The 14231-nt window shown below is 60.3% G+C and carries 14 protein-coding genes and 2 tRNA genes; 5 read left to right on the forward strand and 11 right to left on the reverse strand.

Annotated elements, in window-relative coordinates; translation table 11 throughout:
* Positions 1–4 precede the first annotated feature (4 nt).
* From NKH60_RS17640 to guaB, 3 genes are read right to left on the reverse strand one after another with little or no spacing between them, the layout of a single operon-like run.
* Positions 5–424, reverse strand: a complete 420-nt coding sequence (locus tag NKH60_RS17640) for an MAPEG family protein (protein ID WP_352501492.1) — start codon at positions 422–424, stop codon at positions 5–7.
* 28 nt (positions 425–452) lie between these two features.
* The gene (locus NKH60_RS17645; protein WP_352472058.1) at positions 453–992 is read right to left on the reverse strand and encodes a hypothetical protein; all 540 of its coding nucleotides are present in this window, start codon (positions 990–992) and stop codon (positions 453–455) included.
* A gap of 31 nt (positions 993–1023) precedes the next feature.
* Positions 1024–2526 carry an IMP dehydrogenase gene (gene guaB / locus NKH60_RS17650; protein WP_352458563.1) on the reverse strand — a complete coding sequence of 501 codons (1503 nt, stop codon included), beginning with the start codon at positions 2524–2526 and terminating at the stop codon, positions 1024–1026.
* A gap of 295 nt (positions 2527–2821) precedes the next feature.
* Between guaB and NKH60_RS17655 the strand changes: the two genes are divergently transcribed.
* Entirely contained in the window at positions 2822–4243 is a 1422-nt protein-coding gene (locus NKH60_RS17655) for an MFS transporter (RefSeq protein WP_352501491.1), read from the forward strand.
* 181 nt (positions 4244–4424) lie between these two features.
* Here NKH60_RS17655 and NKH60_RS17660 read toward each other — a convergent pair whose 3' ends face one another.
* Entirely contained in the window at positions 4425–5120 is a 696-nt protein-coding gene (locus tag NKH60_RS17660; RefSeq protein ID WP_352501490.1) for an RlmE family RNA methyltransferase, read from the reverse strand.
* Between the two features lie 58 nt (positions 5121–5178).
* A complete protein-coding gene (locus NKH60_RS17665) occupies positions 5179–6561 on the reverse strand; it encodes a Ppx/GppA phosphatase family protein (RefSeq protein WP_352501489.1) in 1383 nt (460 codons plus the stop codon).
* A 328-nt stretch (positions 6562–6889) separates the two neighbouring features.
* Between NKH60_RS17665 and NKH60_RS17670 the strand changes: the two genes are divergently transcribed.
* From NKH60_RS17670 to NKH60_RS17680, 3 genes are all read left to right on the forward strand, one after another.
* Positions 6890–7822: a lysylphosphatidylglycerol synthase domain-containing protein gene (locus NKH60_RS17670; RefSeq protein ID WP_352501488.1), complete on the forward strand. Its 933-nt coding sequence runs from the start codon at positions 6890–6892 to the stop codon at positions 7820–7822.
* Positions 7823–7932: 110 nt separating this feature from the next.
* Positions 7933–8006, forward strand: a tRNA-Gln gene (locus tag NKH60_RS17675).
* Positions 8007–8119: 113 nt separating this feature from the next.
* The gene (locus tag NKH60_RS17680; protein WP_352501487.1) at positions 8120–8749 is read left to right on the forward strand and encodes a hypothetical protein; all 630 of its coding nucleotides are present in this window, start codon (positions 8120–8122) and stop codon (positions 8747–8749) included.
* A gap of 333 nt (positions 8750–9082) precedes the next feature.
* Here NKH60_RS17680 and NKH60_RS17685 read toward each other — a convergent pair whose 3' ends face one another.
* Positions 9083–9514: a YybH family protein gene (locus NKH60_RS17685; protein ID WP_352501486.1), complete on the reverse strand. Its 432-nt coding sequence runs from the start codon at positions 9512–9514 to the stop codon at positions 9083–9085.
* 463 nt (positions 9515–9977) lie between these two features.
* Here NKH60_RS17685 and NKH60_RS17690 point away from each other — a divergent pair.
* A tRNA-Gln gene (locus NKH60_RS17690) sits at positions 9978–10051 on the forward strand.
* Positions 10052–10394: 343 nt separating this feature from the next.
* On the opposite strand, the gene NKH60_RS17695 is transcribed toward NKH60_RS17690, so the two are convergent.
* The 5 genes from NKH60_RS17695 to NKH60_RS17715 all read right to left on the reverse strand — a co-directional run bounded on the left by NKH60_RS17695 (position 10395) and on the right by NKH60_RS17715 (position 14156).
* Complete coding sequence (locus NKH60_RS17695) at positions 10395–10808, reverse strand: recombinase family protein (RefSeq protein ID WP_352501485.1); 414 nt, start codon at positions 10806–10808, stop codon at positions 10395–10397.
* Positions 10786–11790: a hypothetical protein gene (locus tag NKH60_RS17700; protein ID WP_352501484.1), complete on the reverse strand. Its 1005-nt coding sequence runs from the start codon at positions 11788–11790 to the stop codon at positions 10786–10788. The genes NKH60_RS17695 and NKH60_RS17700 overlap by 23 nt, the downstream gene beginning before the upstream one ends.
* Before the next feature lie 13 nt (positions 11791–11803).
* Complete coding sequence (locus NKH60_RS17705) at positions 11804–12367, reverse strand: hypothetical protein (RefSeq protein ID WP_352501483.1); 564 nt, start codon at positions 12365–12367, stop codon at positions 11804–11806.
* A 484-nt stretch (positions 12368–12851) separates the two neighbouring features.
* Entirely contained in the window at positions 12852–13328 is a 477-nt protein-coding gene (locus NKH60_RS17710) for a hypothetical protein (protein WP_352501482.1), read from the reverse strand.
* Positions 13329–13496: 168 nt separating this feature from the next.
* Positions 13497–14156 (reverse strand): acyl-homoserine-lactone synthase, encoded by a 660-nt coding sequence (locus NKH60_RS17715; protein WP_352501481.1) that lies wholly within the window; start codon positions 14154–14156, stop codon positions 13497–13499.
* Between the last annotated feature and the right edge of the window lie 75 nt (positions 14157–14231).

Below are 14231 nucleotides of genomic sequence, written 5' to 3' on the forward strand. Positions count from 1 at the left end.
CTGCTCAGACCAAGCCGAGCAGATGCAGCGCCACCCATATCCAGCCAAGTGCGAGAACCACCGCGCCCAGGTAGAATGCCCTGCTGCGCAGGATTAGCTGATTGCTGGTCAAGTGGACCGATGCGTGAAAATAGCGAGAGACGACAAAGATCCACATCAGTGCCAAGGTCAGGTAATTGACGCCATTGGTCACGTGCAGCGTCAAGCATAAGACGTAGAAAAGCACCGGCAGTTCGAACTGGTTGCTCAGATTGTCGGCGACGGTGACGCTGGAACCAGGCTCCGTCGAGCGCGTCTTGAACTGACCGGTCTTGGCTTCGCCCGATCTGACCGCACCATAGCGGCGCCGGCCCATTACGATATAGACGATATAGACCAGCAGCACCTGCGCCAGCATCGGCCAGAAGATCGCGGTCTGGTTCAAGATGCCCCCTGTCTCTGTCACCCAGCCTTCAAGACCGTTTCTGAGCCATCAGAGTGAAAGCCGCAGTGACGGTCACTGGTATCGCCAGTAGGGCGAATTTGGTGACGATCAGCGCCGAGGCGAAGGATAGCGAATCCGGATTGGCCGACAGAAAATCGGACAAAAGACGAGCTACGGCGATATTCTGGGCATAGTCGGTAAGCAGGTAGGGCAGCACCAGCACAACCGCGAATATCGACTGGGTTTGCGCAGGCAGTGCACGGAAATTCTTCAGCCGCCGGCCCGTGGCCAGGATCAGGCTGACCATCGTCAGCGACAGCAGCGCCGGAAACAGCAGGTCGAAGGTCAGGTAATGCCAGACGAGAATAATTTCGCTGCCGCGCCGGCCGAGGGCTGTTAGCCAGGCCATGCCCTCATCCGGGGTAAAACCGGTATAGCGCATGTCGAGCGACGGCAGACCGCCGCTCAATCGGCGAAAATAGAGGAACTCCATCGCCGTCATGATGATGAAAACCACCACGGTGGCGACACAGAGTGCGGCCGCGTGGCGCGACAGCCGCAGGATCATTGCCGTCAGATTGCGCCAAGACGCATGACGGTCAGGCTCCGCCAGGATAATTCGGGCTTTCGCGGGTAATCGTGACGTCATGGGCGTGGCTTTCACGAAGTCCGGCATTGGATATCCGCACAAAAGTGGCGCGCTCGCGGAAATCGGCAAGGTCGCGGCCACCGACATAACCCATAGCGGCTTTCAGGCCGCCTGCAAGCTGGTGCAGCACGCCAGACACAGGTCCTTTGTACGGCACCTGCCCTTCGATGCCTTCCGGGACCAGTTTCAGCGTGTCGCGTACCTCGGCCTGGAAATAACGATCGGCGGAGCCGCGCGCCATCGCGCCGACCGAGCCCATGCCGCGATAGGCTTTGAACGAGCGGCCCTGGTGCAGATAGACCTCGCCCGGGCTCTCGTCCGTGCCGGCCAGCAGCGAGCCGATCATCGCAGCACTTGCGCCGGCGGCCAGCGCCTTGGCGAGATCGCCCGAATATTTGATGCCGCCATCGGCAATGACCGAAACGCCGGATTTCTGCGCCGTCTCGACCGCCGACATGATCGCCGAGAGCTGCGGCACGCCGACGCCGGCGACGATGCGGGTGGTGCAGATGGAGCCTGGTCCGATGCCGACCTTGACCGCGTCGGCGCCGGCATCGATCAGCGCCAAGGTGCCTTCCGCGGTGGCGACGTTGCCGGCCAGGATGCGAACCGAGTTGGACAGTTTCTTGGCCCGCGTCACCGCATCCAGAACGCGCTGCGAATGACCGTGCGCGGTGTCGATCACGAGAAGGTCGACGCCGGCGTCGATGAGGCGCTCGGCGCGTTCGAAACCGTCATCGCCGACGCTGGTGGCGGCGGCTGCGCGCAAGCGCCCCTGCGCATCCTTGGTGGCGTGCGGGTTGAGCTGCGACTTCTCGATGTCCTTGACCGTGATCAGCCCGACGCAATTGCCGTCCCGATCGACCACAACAAGCTTCTCGATGCGGTGCTGGTGGAGTAGCCGCTTGGCCTCGTCCTGATCGACGTTCTCCTTGACCGTGATCAGGTTCTCGCGGGTCATCAGCTCATAGACCTTTTGCGCCGGATCGGACGCGAAGCGGACGTCGCGGTTGGTCAGGATGCCGACGAGCCGGCCGACCGTGTGGCCGCCGGTGCCGCCGTTCTCGACCACCGGAATGCCCGAAATGCTGTAGGTGCGCATCAGACCCAGCGCATCGGCAAGCGTCGCCTCGGGACCGATGGTGACCGGGTTGACCACCATGCCGGACTCGAATTTCTTCACCTGCCGCACCTGCTCGGCCTGTTCGGCCGGCGAGAAATTGCGGTGGATGACACCGATGCCGCCGGCCTGGGCCATGGCGATGGCGAGCCGCGCCTCGGTAACCGTGTCCATGGCGGCCGACAGGATCGGCACGTTGAGGTCGATGTCGCCGGCGATGCGGGTGCGGATGTCGGTCTCGCCGGGCATGACCTCGGAATGACCCGGCTGCAGCAGCACGTCGTCAAAGGTCAGCGCCAATGCGCCGGTGGACGTCTCGATGATTTTTGCCATGGCCAGCCCTCGGAATGCAGGAAAGGCGCTCGCCCTGGATGGACAGCGCCGACTCGTCTTCTTCCCTTTCAGGATTGGCGCTGGCTCGTAACACGTCCCGTGGCCGTTGAAAAGCCGATGGTTGTGTAGTGGCGAAGCTGCATTTTGCCCCAGGGGCTGCGGGACTTGCGGTCGCACAAACGTGACAGCAAATTAATACGACATCCGGGCCAAACCATGATAACCGCCCTACCTGTCGGTTTGGCCCCCAGGGCCGGCAAGCAATCGCGACGCACATTTCAAGGCCGGATCCATCGTGAACCGCACCATTCCGCTTATCCTGGCGGTCGCTCTATTCATGGAAAACATGGATTCGACCGTCATTGCGACATCGTTGCCGGCGATCGCCATCGACATCCACACCAGCCCGATCGCGCTCAAGCTGGCGCTGACCGCCTATCTGGTATCGCTGGCGATCTTCATTCCGATCAGCGGCTGGATGGCCGACCGCTTCGGCGCCAAGAATGTCTTCCGCGCCGCGATCGCCGTGTTCATCGTCGGTTCGGTCGCGTGCGCCATTTCCAATTCGCTGCCGGCTTTCGTGGTGTCACGTTTCCTGCAAGGTATTGGCGGCGCCATGATGACGCCGGTCGGACGCCTGGTGCTGGTACGCGCGACGCCGAAAAGCGAGCTCGTCGCCGCCATGTCGTGGCTGACTGTCCCGGCTCTGGTCGGCCCCCTGGTCGGCCCGCCGGTCGGCGGCTTCATCACCACCTATTTTTCCTGGCACTGGATTTTTCTGATCAATGTGCCGATCGGGCTGATCGGCATCTGGCTGGCCACGCGTTTCCTGCCGAAGACCGACGCCGCGCAGACGCCGCCGCTCGATCTCATCGGTTTCGTGCTGAGCGGGCTGGCGGCATCGGGCATCGTGTTCGGCCTGTCGGTGGTCAGCCTGCCGGCTCTGCCGCCAGTCGCCGGCTTTATCACCGTTGCCGTCGGGCTGGCATCGGCGGTGCTTTACCTGCTGCACGCGCGCCGCGCCAAGAACCCGCTGCTGGCGCTCGAGCTGTTTCGCAATCGGGTGTTCCGCTCGTCGGTGCTCGGCGGCGGACTGTTCCGCATCGGCATTGGTGCCGTACCTTTCCTGTTGCCGCTGATGTTCCAGATCGGTTTCGGGCTGACGCCGTTCCAGTCCGGCATGATCACCTTCGTCTCGGCAATCGGCGCCATAGGCATGAAATTCGTCACCGCGCTGATCTTCAGGGTCGCCGGCTTCCGCCGGGTGCTGATTTCAGGCTCGCTCATCGCTGCCGCGTCCATCGCCATCAACGGTCTGTTCACACCCGACACGCCCTACGGGCTGATCCTCGCCATGCTGCTCGCCGGGGGCTTTATCCGCTCGATGTTCTTCACCGGCATCAATGCGCTTGCCTACGCCGAGATTTCGGCCGCCGACACCAGCAAGGCGACGCCGATCACCGCGGTGTTCCAGCAGTTGGCGATCGCGCTCGGTGTGGCGCTGGCCGGCGGCATCCTGGAAGTGTCAACCAAGATCCATGGTGGCCCGCTGACGCTGAGCGACTTCCACACCGCCTTCTTCATCGTAGCGGCGGTGTCGGCGGCAGCCTCGCTGTCGTTCATGCGGCTGGCCCCGGACGCCGGCAATGCCGTGTCTGGACATGGCCGGTTGACGCCGCCGAAGACACTGGAGCCGGTGAGCCCGCCGGGGAGTTGAGGACCCCTTCCCTTCTCCCCTTGTGGGAGAAGGTGGATCGGCGCGCAGCGCCGAGACGGTTGAGGGGTGTTGGAAGAAATGAGGCGATGATAACTGCAAGCGTGTTGCCAAGCTGGAACACCCCTCATCCGACCTCGCTTCGCGAGGCCACCTTCTCCCACAAGGGGAGAAGGAAAGGGCGCTACCCCTTAAAATCCTTCGCCAGCAAATAAAGCTCCACCGACTCATCGCGTGAGGCCGGCGGCTTGACGTGATGGACCGAGCGGAAATTCCGCTTGAGTTTCGCCAGCAATTCGTTCTCGGCGCCGCCCTGAAACGTCTTGGCGAGGAAATGTCCGCCTGGCTTCAATACCGACAGCGCGAAATCGGCCGCCACCTCGCACAGATGCATGGTGCGGATGTGGTCGGTCCGTTTGTGGCCGGTGGTCGGTGCGGCCATGTCGGAGAGCACGATGTCGGGCTGGCCGCCCAGCGTCTCGGCCAGCTTTTCGGGTGCCTGCGGATCGAGGAAATCCATCAGCAGCACCGGCGCGCCCGGCACGGCGTCCATCTCGAGGTAATCGATGCCGACGACGTTCGGGTGTTCCGCGGTCGACTTGGTACGCGCGGCGGCGACCTGGCACCAGCCGCCGGGTGCCGCGCCAAGGTCTATCACCTTCATGCCTGGCTTGAGCAGATGGTGCTTGTCGTCGATCTCGATCAGCTTGTAGGCGGCGCGCGAGCGATAGCCGTCGGCCTTCGAGCGCTGGACATAGGGATCGTTGATGTGGCGCTGCAGCCAGCGGCGCGACGATTCCTTCAGGCCGCTTTTCTTCTTGATCTTCGTCTTCAGCACGCGAATGCCGGCGGAGCTCGGTCTTTCCGGTTTCTTGGTCATTGCTTGATTGCTTGTTTGAGCATGATCTTGTCCGAAAACCGGCAGCCACTTTTCGGGATCATGCTCTGCCTCGCCGCCAGACGCCGTCATCGGCCATCAATTCGCTCAATATGCCCTCGCGCAGGCCGCGGTCGGCGACACGCAGCCGCTCCGACGGCCAGACGGCGCGGATCGCCTCCAATATGGCGCAGCCGGCCAGAACCAGGTCGGCGCGGTCGGCGCCGATGCAAGGGTTGGCGACGCGTTGCTGGAAATCCCAGCCGACCAGTTTTTCGACCATGCGGTCGACGCTGTCGCGATCCATCCACAGCCCGTCGACGCGGCGGCGGTCATAGCGTTCGAGATCGAGATGGACGCCGGCCAGCGTCGTCACAGTGCCCGATGTGCCGAGCAAATGGAATTTCGGGCTGGCCAGGAGGTGGCTCAGCCGATCACGCCCGTCGAAGGCGCGCAGCCGCATTGCGACATCCTCGACCATGGCGCCAAAGATCTCGCGTGTCACCGTGCGGCCGCCAAAACGCTCGGCCAGCGAGACGACGCCGACCGGCAGCGACGTCCACGAGACGATATGGTTGGCAAGCCTTGGCGAGCGCTGACCGGTGAGGTCGATCAGCGCGATTTCGGACGAGCCGCCGCCGATGTCGAACAGCACGACGCCTTGCGTGTCGCGCTCGACCAGCGAACCGCAGCCCGACACCGCCAGCCGCGCCTCGGTCTGGCGGTCGATGATCTCGAGCTTCAGGCCGGCCTCGCGCTCGACGCGCTCGAGGAACTCGACGCCATTGGCGGCGGTTCGGCAGGCCTCGGTGGCGATCAGCCTGGCTTTCCTGACCTTGCGGTTGCGCAATTTGTCACCGCAGATCTTCAGCGCCTCGACCGCGCGGTCCATTGCGGCGTCGCCGAGCCGGCCATTGGCGGTAAGGCCCTCGCCCAGCCTGACGATGCGCGAGAAGGCATCGATGACGCGGAACTGGCCATGGCGCGTCGGCACCGCGACCAGCAGCCGGCAATTGTTGGTGCCGAGATCGAGCGCGGCAAACACCGGCAATTCCTGCAGCGGCGGCGGTGTGCGGGCACCTTGCCCCGGCCTTGGCGGAGCTGAGGGCGGAGGCGCGTAAGCCGCTGGCTGGGGCGGGCGCGCGGCCGGGGCCTCGTTGGCGGCGGGCACCGAAGCGCCGGCCGCCAGCGGACGAGTCTCGTCGCGTGCGAAAACCTTGCGCCCGCGCCGGCGCTTGCGCCGTTTCTTGGGTTTGCCGTTCTGATGCGGGCCGTTCTGACCCTTGTGATCGTGGGACGTGTCGCCAGCCTGTCCATTGCCGGACCAGGGTTGCACCTGACGGCCGTAGCGTCCGGTGGATGGGCTTGCCTGGCCGGACGGCGTCGGCGAACCCCTGGACACGCCCACTTCCGGCGCGCCAGCGCCGGCGTCGTGGTCTTCCACTGTCGTTCCTTCCGGCACCGCGCGAACCGGAGACCGGACGCAGCAGGCGCTTTTACATGTTCAAGTTGCCGCCAGACTATCAGCGCACGGCCGGATCACCAAGAGCGCTCGCGGCGAATTTTGCCGGCGGCGTGAAGGCGGCGACGTCGGTGAGCCCTTGTCCCCTTGGGAGAAGGGAAGGCGCGAGCGCCACAACGCGCCTTCCCGGTTGAATAGCCGGCTTCAATGAGGCATTTCTGAAATGGAGGGTAAATCATTCGGCAACGCGGGCGGTTTGCCTGCTGCGAACCGGAAAACGGTACGGGCTGCAACGCATGATCGTCATGCCATGAACTGGAGGCGCTATTTCTGGCCCGTCATCGGCATCGCCGCGGTGGTGTTCTCGCTGTGGCTGCTGCTGCACGAATTGCGCGGCATCTCGCTTGACGATGTCTGGGCCGGCATAATCGCCATCCCGGCGCGCGGCTGGGTACTGGCGGCGCTGAGCTCGGTCATCGCCTATGCCTCGCTCGCCGGCTACGACCACATCGCGTTGCTGCACATCGGCAAGAAAGTATCGTGGCTGTTCGTCACCTTCTGCTCGTTCACCACCTACGCGCTGTCGCACAATATCGGCGGCTCGGTGTTTTCCGGTGCGGTGATCCGCTACCGCGCCTACGGCACCAGGGGCCTGACCGGGCAGGACGTCGGCATTCTGGTGGCGATCTGCTGGATCACCTTCGTGCTGTCGACGCTGTTCGTCTCAAGCATCGTCCTGCTGCTCGAGCCCGACGTGATCGACCGGTTTTCCGGCACGCCGCATCACCGGCTGTCGCAAGCAGCAGGGCTCGCCATGCTGCTCGTGGTGGCGGCCTACATATTCGGCAGTTGGCTGCATCTGAGACCACTCAGGATCGGCAGCTTTCAGCTGCATTATCCGGCGCTGCCGATCGTGGCGCGGCAATTGCTGGTCGGCCCGATCGAACTGCTGGCGGCGGCGGCGATCATCTTCTTCGCCCTGCCCGCCACCGGCAATCCCGGCTATTTCATCGTGCTCGGCGTTTTCCTGGTGTCGTTCTCGATCGCGCAGATCTCGCATGCGCCGGGCGGGCTGGGCGTGTTCGAGGTGGTGTTTCTCGCGGGCTTGTCACATATGGACCAGGTCGGCGTGCTGGCGGCGCTGCTGGTGTTCCGGCTGTTCTACCTGATCATCCCGCTGCTGATCGCGCTCGGCGTGGTGCTATTCTTCGAGCACTCGCAATACAGCCGCAGCGAGAGTTGAAGCACCGGAAGCCGACGATTGAACCCCAACACAGGGTTGACTATTTTCCGGCGGCGGCTACAAGGGCCGCGCGGCTGCCTGGCGGCCCACCCTGCGCGACAAGCGCCTGCTGGGGAATAGGTTAACGGTAGACCCACGGACTCTGACTCCGTTAGTCCTGGTTCGAATCCAGGTTCCCCAGCCAGTTGATTCTCTTTCAATAACATAGACACGATTTTGCCCGACACTTGTGTAGGGCGATGCTTGCGTCTGCGGTGATCTTGCGCGATGCTTCCCTTTGCCTGGGGAGGGCTGGGGATGAAATATAGAAAGTTGGCCGTTTTTGCGGCCGCATTTGCGCTTGCCGGCTGTCAATATAAAGCCGAGCCAATGCCAATCGCCGCTTATAACGTTTATTCGAGCTACGGCGAAAAGCTCCCTGGAAAATATCTGCTGTTTATAGACTCCGCCGCGCTAAATAGATCGATCAAGCCTTCGGATCTAAATTGCGCCGCTCACAGTTACCCGATCGATATGCGAAGCGGTTTCTCCGGATCTGTCCGCAAGACGCTGGAATCCCTCGTCACAGAACTCGAGATCGTGGATCAGCCAGTCGATGCCGCTGGCCTCGCGGAGCGTAAGAGCCGTGGGATGATTATGGTCAAAGGCGAAGAGATGAATGCCCGACTGCGGGTTGTACCAGGTTTTTGGTCTGCCGGCATAGAAACCGATGTTGACTTGGTTGCTTCGATAACTGTTGACGGTCGAAAAGGTCGATTGCTCGGTTCAACTGTGGAAGGTCAGGGAAATGCACAAGGCGATGCAGGTGTCCTCTGCGAGGGCGGCGCTAAATCGCTAACCGATTCCGCGGAAAAGGCACTGAAACAAGCGGTGGGCCGCCTCGGCGAAGCCCTGACCAATTCGGAACGGGTTCGTAACGGCGTTTGAAGGAAAATAGATGCGCTCGCTTGCATCTGTTCCCCGGAATACCGCTGATCAACGAAGCCTTGCCCGCGTTCCCGGTCTGCCGCGTCTCCCCGGCACCGTACCGGCGAGCCAAAGTGTTTTCACGTCCGAAGACTCCGAAGACTATGTGTTCCATAAGAACTGCTGATCGAGCATTACCGCGTCGCCGATGTCGCGGTTTTTCAATGCGCCCGTGGGCCGAGAGTATCGGCGAGCAAATCGGCAAAGCCGTGAGAACCCGGAAAACGAGGCAGGCGGCGAAAAGAAAAATGGTGCACTGTCACCGTAGTTCCTAAAACCTCTCCGGCAACCCTTCTACTCCCCGACAATGGACGTCGGCGGGCGTGCCGAGGTTATCGGATCGGCATGACGAAGGACGATCCTCCACGTGCCTTCCTCGCGCCGGAATATGGTGGTGACTCGAAGCGCAATCGGCACCAGTTTGTTGCCACCGCCGACCTTGGATTGGAGCCGCTCGACCTCGATGATGTATCCCAAGTCGGCTGTCGCATACTCCGAGATGCGCTCAAAGCCGATGGCCTTGCCGTGCCGGTAATTGGTGGCGGCCCGTTCCATGGTCTCAGCGGCCTTTCTCCATCCCTTCGCCGGCGGGCCAAAGGGATTGGCAATAATGACGTCGTCCTGTCGCGAGTAGAGGTTTTTCAAGGGCTCAGGATCGCCCTTTACGAAGGCATCCAGAGCCAGATGATCCTGCTCGATAAATTTCGTCAGGTCGGAGGCTAACATCTTAACATCGCCCCATGACTACAAAGAGAACTCTATCAAGCGCTTCATCCAGCCCTTCGGCTTGCCGTAGGCGTTCGGGCCGATGTCCGGAGTATAGATCAGAATTACGGTGAGTGCACTGTTTACCATGTGGCTCCCGCCGCATGGTGCACCTTGCCCGCGTTCCCGGTCTGCCGCATCGCCGGCACCGTACGGGTGAGCCAAAGCGTTTTCACGTCCGAAAGACTATGGTTTCACAAGAACTGCTCATCGAGTATTGCCGCGTCGCCGATGGCGCGGTTTTCAATGCGCCCCTGGGGCCGAGAGCATCGCCAGGCAAATCGGCAAAGCCGTGAAAACCCGGAAAACGAGGCACGCGGCGAAAGGAAAATGATGCACCGTCACCGTAATCCCGGCGGCGGCTACAAGGCACGCGCGGCGACATCGTCGCCCTGCCCGCGCGGTTTTCAACAACCGCGCCTGCTGGGGAATAGGTCAACGGTAGACCCACGGACTCTGACCCCGTTAGTCCTGGTTCGAATCCAAGTTCCCCAGCCAAACCTCATTTTTCGCCAATTTGGCTCTCTCGTCCGGCCCAAAGTTTGCAGCGGCAGTTAAGGTTTTCGCAAGCATGTCAAAGGGTTGGCGGAACGTAGCGACCACTTCGCCATCCTCCCAGGTGCAGTTCGATAGCACGAAGTTGAGCAACCGGCGTTTTTCGCGCGGTTCCTGCGCCGAGAACAGGCTTTGCGCGTTCCGGGCGAGGTCAAGAAGCCGTTCGATCTCGCGGTGGCAGCGGCTCTGCTCCTCGCGCCACCTTTGCGCCGCTCTTGGGATAGACCAGACCCGCCGCGTGCGCCTTGCGCGCCGCTTCCTTCAACGAAACGTCGCCGCGCGCATACTAGTCAAACAGCCGCGCCACGACCGGCGAGAGCGCTGGATCGACGGCGATGATTCTTCTTGCCGTCCGGGCCGGTGATGTTGCGATAGCCCAGCGGCGTTTCGGTCGGCCAGATGCCACGTCCAGTTCGTCGACCGTCACCCGATCCTTGAGGTTGCGATAAGGCCGGTCGGTCTTCTCGACCAGCACCACGCGAACGGATGGATGCGCCTTGAGATACGCTACCATCTCGCCGAAGGCGGTGCGGCCTGTCTGCTTGGCAGTTTCAACGTCGATGTATTCCTCGGCCACCGCGAAGCCGTTCGCCGCCGCTAGACGAGTGTCATTAATAATAGCCGCTGCATTTTGTATCCCCCTGAATGGTTCGGCGGACCGACCGCACCGCCCGCTTTCATTGACGGAGTAAATCGCCAAGAAAAATGCACTCCCAATACATGCTTTCTGCCCACGAGTTAGCCTTTGTCTCACGCTCCCAAGTCCATTGAAATCGATTGATGGACAGGCGGTCGGGAGCTGGACATGTCGTGAGAGCGTCTGCTTTGACTTCTTGGGTCGCGCCTTCATAAAGATAGCGAAAGAACGCGTTGTCGGACGTGCGCCCAAAAAGAATAGCTGCGGCTTGATCGACTTTGCTAAGATCCACGTCGAGTCGTCTGGCGAGCATTATGTCGACACCCACCAGATGTTGAGGATAGCCTGGATCATCGACAGTTGCGGCGCCAATTAGAAATTCGCCAAGGGGCAGGAGTACATCTTCTGGCATATGAAGTTCGCGCATGATGCGCCTGCACAGCGTGCCATCGACGCTGAGTTTCCGCGCTACTTCCTCGATGCGAACACAATCGGCTGGGCGAAGTGTGCAGCGCTTATCTGGATCGTCTGTACAGAAGCGCAGCCAACCTAATTGGACACACGTGCCGCCGACCTTAGCGAGACATGGACGATTCGCCTCTAACCAGGATAACCAACGTGAGAATCTTACAGCATCACCGGTTTGAACAGAATATAGCAATACCCCCAACGACTGGTCAGGAGAGAACGATACGTCATAAGCAGGCGCCTCCCAACCAATCCGCCGCGGAGACCGCCACCATCGACCATTGGTCCCCTGGGAACGCGCGACTGCATCACATCCCTCTGATTCTCCAGCGGCGCAAAGCAGGCCATTGAAAAGAGTCATGTCACCATCGTCGCAGTCCAGGGGCTGACCCACGATTTCCTTGGACGGGAACGTCGGAGAGGCTATAGCGCAGAGGAAGGCATTTTGTCGCCAAAGTACATCGCGGTCGGTCAGATCGTCTGCGCGGGCGGATGACAATAAGCAGGCAACGGTGCAGCCAATGAACCACCCCACCTTGGCCAGTTTGTACCAATTCATCAGCAGACCTTTTCGCATGTCTATCGCTAAATCAGTTATTAATAGAAATCGTCCCGGCAGCACAAAGATACCGGGTCCAATCCGCGGTTTTCTTTATCAATGTTACCTTGACGCGATTGCCCGTGAACGCTATCGGGTTGCCCCCAACGTCAAGCTGATAACTGAAACTAGTCCCGTCCTTACGATCGCCCTGAAAGAGAATTGTCGGGCGCGCCGCGCTCCCGCCGCAGTCGGCTCGCGCTGCATTGAAATGCATGTCGACAGGGCCATCGTAAACAAGATTGGTATCCACAGGATCGCCTACGGGGCCTTCCACCAACCAGACTCCGGCCAACGTCATCGCCTGTGACAGGACTGTCCGCACAAAACCGGGAATTCGTCTCTCTAGATCTGTGCATGCGGAAACATTGATAGCTATTGTCGACAAAATCCTCAAGACAGGTGGAAAATCAGAAGAGTATTTCACTGCGATTGTAGCTATCGCGATTGCGTCTTTAAGAGTTAATGCCGACACGTCTGCCTCTATCTGCTGCCGATTTGATATGGGATATAAAATATCCATCAAGGTTGCATCTACGTCCTCCCAGATATACATTAGGGCAGGCGCCCTGCTGAACTCTCCGGCGGCATACGCCTTTCTAAACAGATCCGAGAAAATGTCATGCGCTGCTATGAAGTCCAGCCCTAGCGGGCTCGCGTGGCAACCTTTAATTATATAGCCGCTGCTATCCCAACACTGCTTAGCGGCACTAGGAAAGGGGCAGTCGTAATGTTGTGACATCGTTGCGTGGTCCCAGTAGTCTTGGAACTGCGCGCAATCGCCGAATGAGAGTGCAGGGCAGGTTTGTGAAAAGCGAGGGGACTGGGCCGCAGCCGTCGGCGGACAAAGCAAACCAGCGCCCAATGTAAGAATTAGTGTCATCAAAAAAAAGAGCAAGCACCCGATCACGCTGGCTGAAGAGCGACGATGACCCCCAAGATAAGTGACCAATAAAGCACCCTTTCACTGTTCGACCATATCGATAAGCTTGGGACGTTACCCTGGATGGGCACGTGGAGAGAAGTACGGGTAGTAACCCCTACCAGCAGGCCTTCGTCGTGCTCCAGGTCGATCCGTTCACCGTGGCTGTCGCGTAAACACACCGAGGCGTACGACAGTACATATTATATTCCTTAATCGTTTTGGCACAGATTGATGTAGAGTTGCACGTTTGGTCTCCCGAGTCGCCCCCGACCTGAAAGTGCAGGGTTAGCGAGTCAACATTCACCGGTTGGCTGTTAATATCTTTACCCGTGGTTGTTTTAGTTTCGTAGTAATGCTCGTCATATAGATAATAACAATCTGTTTTTCCCTTGGAATGCAGCCAAATTGCACCCGAGGTAAGTACCGCTTCTGGCGACAATACGTCAAGCGAACCGTCAGTTTTCTCTTTCAATGGAAGTGCAATAGATGCGCTGGCTTCGCTCGATGTAAGAGGAGGCGCATCCGTTTGGCCGGCCGCAGAACCGATCATTAGCCCCATAGTTAAGATAAACGCTACAAAACGACCGCTCATTGCCATCTCCTTTAAAAAATAAGCGCGATATTACATCCCTCTGGGCCAAGCGTTATCTTCGGCGATGTTAGATGCCTGCTGCCGCCGATCGTGTGTGCCGACAGGGTCGTGGCATCAACCGCCAGCGGCGGCAGATAGCCGAACCACACGTCCCATGGCTTCAACCGGTCACGAAGCAAACTCTATGATATCGCTGGTTTTTGGGAGGAACGGCAATTGCGTCCCCCGCCGAACCAGCAGACTCTGCTCGAACCCCAAGATCTTCCGAACGCTCGCGAGCGCCGCCTCATTCACCTCGATATACGCGACGATATACCATTCGCCGTTTTCTTCCCTGGCCATGCCCATCGGCTCGGCGCGCCACTTCAGCGCGCCATGGTGGGGCATGAAGTAGGTTTCCTGGATGCCGCCGACGGCGCTGAGGCCCTCGTCGAGAGCGTACTCCATCACCGCGCAGCACAGCTGCGTCAGCGTGCCCCTCAGTCCGGCAGTTCGTTTGTCGGGAACGACGAATGTGCGGGTCCATTCGGCCCAGTCGGGACGCCTCGGGACGCCCGATTTTTCACACATGTGAGAAAAAACCTCCGAGACCATGTGCGGCTCGCTCGTTGGGATCAATCGAGCCGAAGTCACTACGCGACCATCTTCAATACCAAGCAGGTAAGTCGCCGCGTCGGTATCGAATTGGTCTAGCTCGCGACCGTCCGGGCTCGGAGGGCGCCAATGTTTCTGGTGCACGAAGAAGTCGTGCCGGCGGCGCAGAAACTCGTCGAATTCGTTTTCGTAGAGATGCTTGTTATGCGCATTGACTACGTGGGCCGTTATCATGGCGCGATCCCCCGATCGTTCTCGCAGGGATACTCGCAGTCGCGCTAATATACGTCACCTGTCCGATGGGACAGT

Origin of the sequence: Mesorhizobium sp. M1006, assembly GCF_040318825.1 — a bacterium.
In the GTDB taxonomy this organism is placed as follows: domain Bacteria; phylum Pseudomonadota; class Alphaproteobacteria; order Rhizobiales; family Rhizobiaceae; genus Mesorhizobium.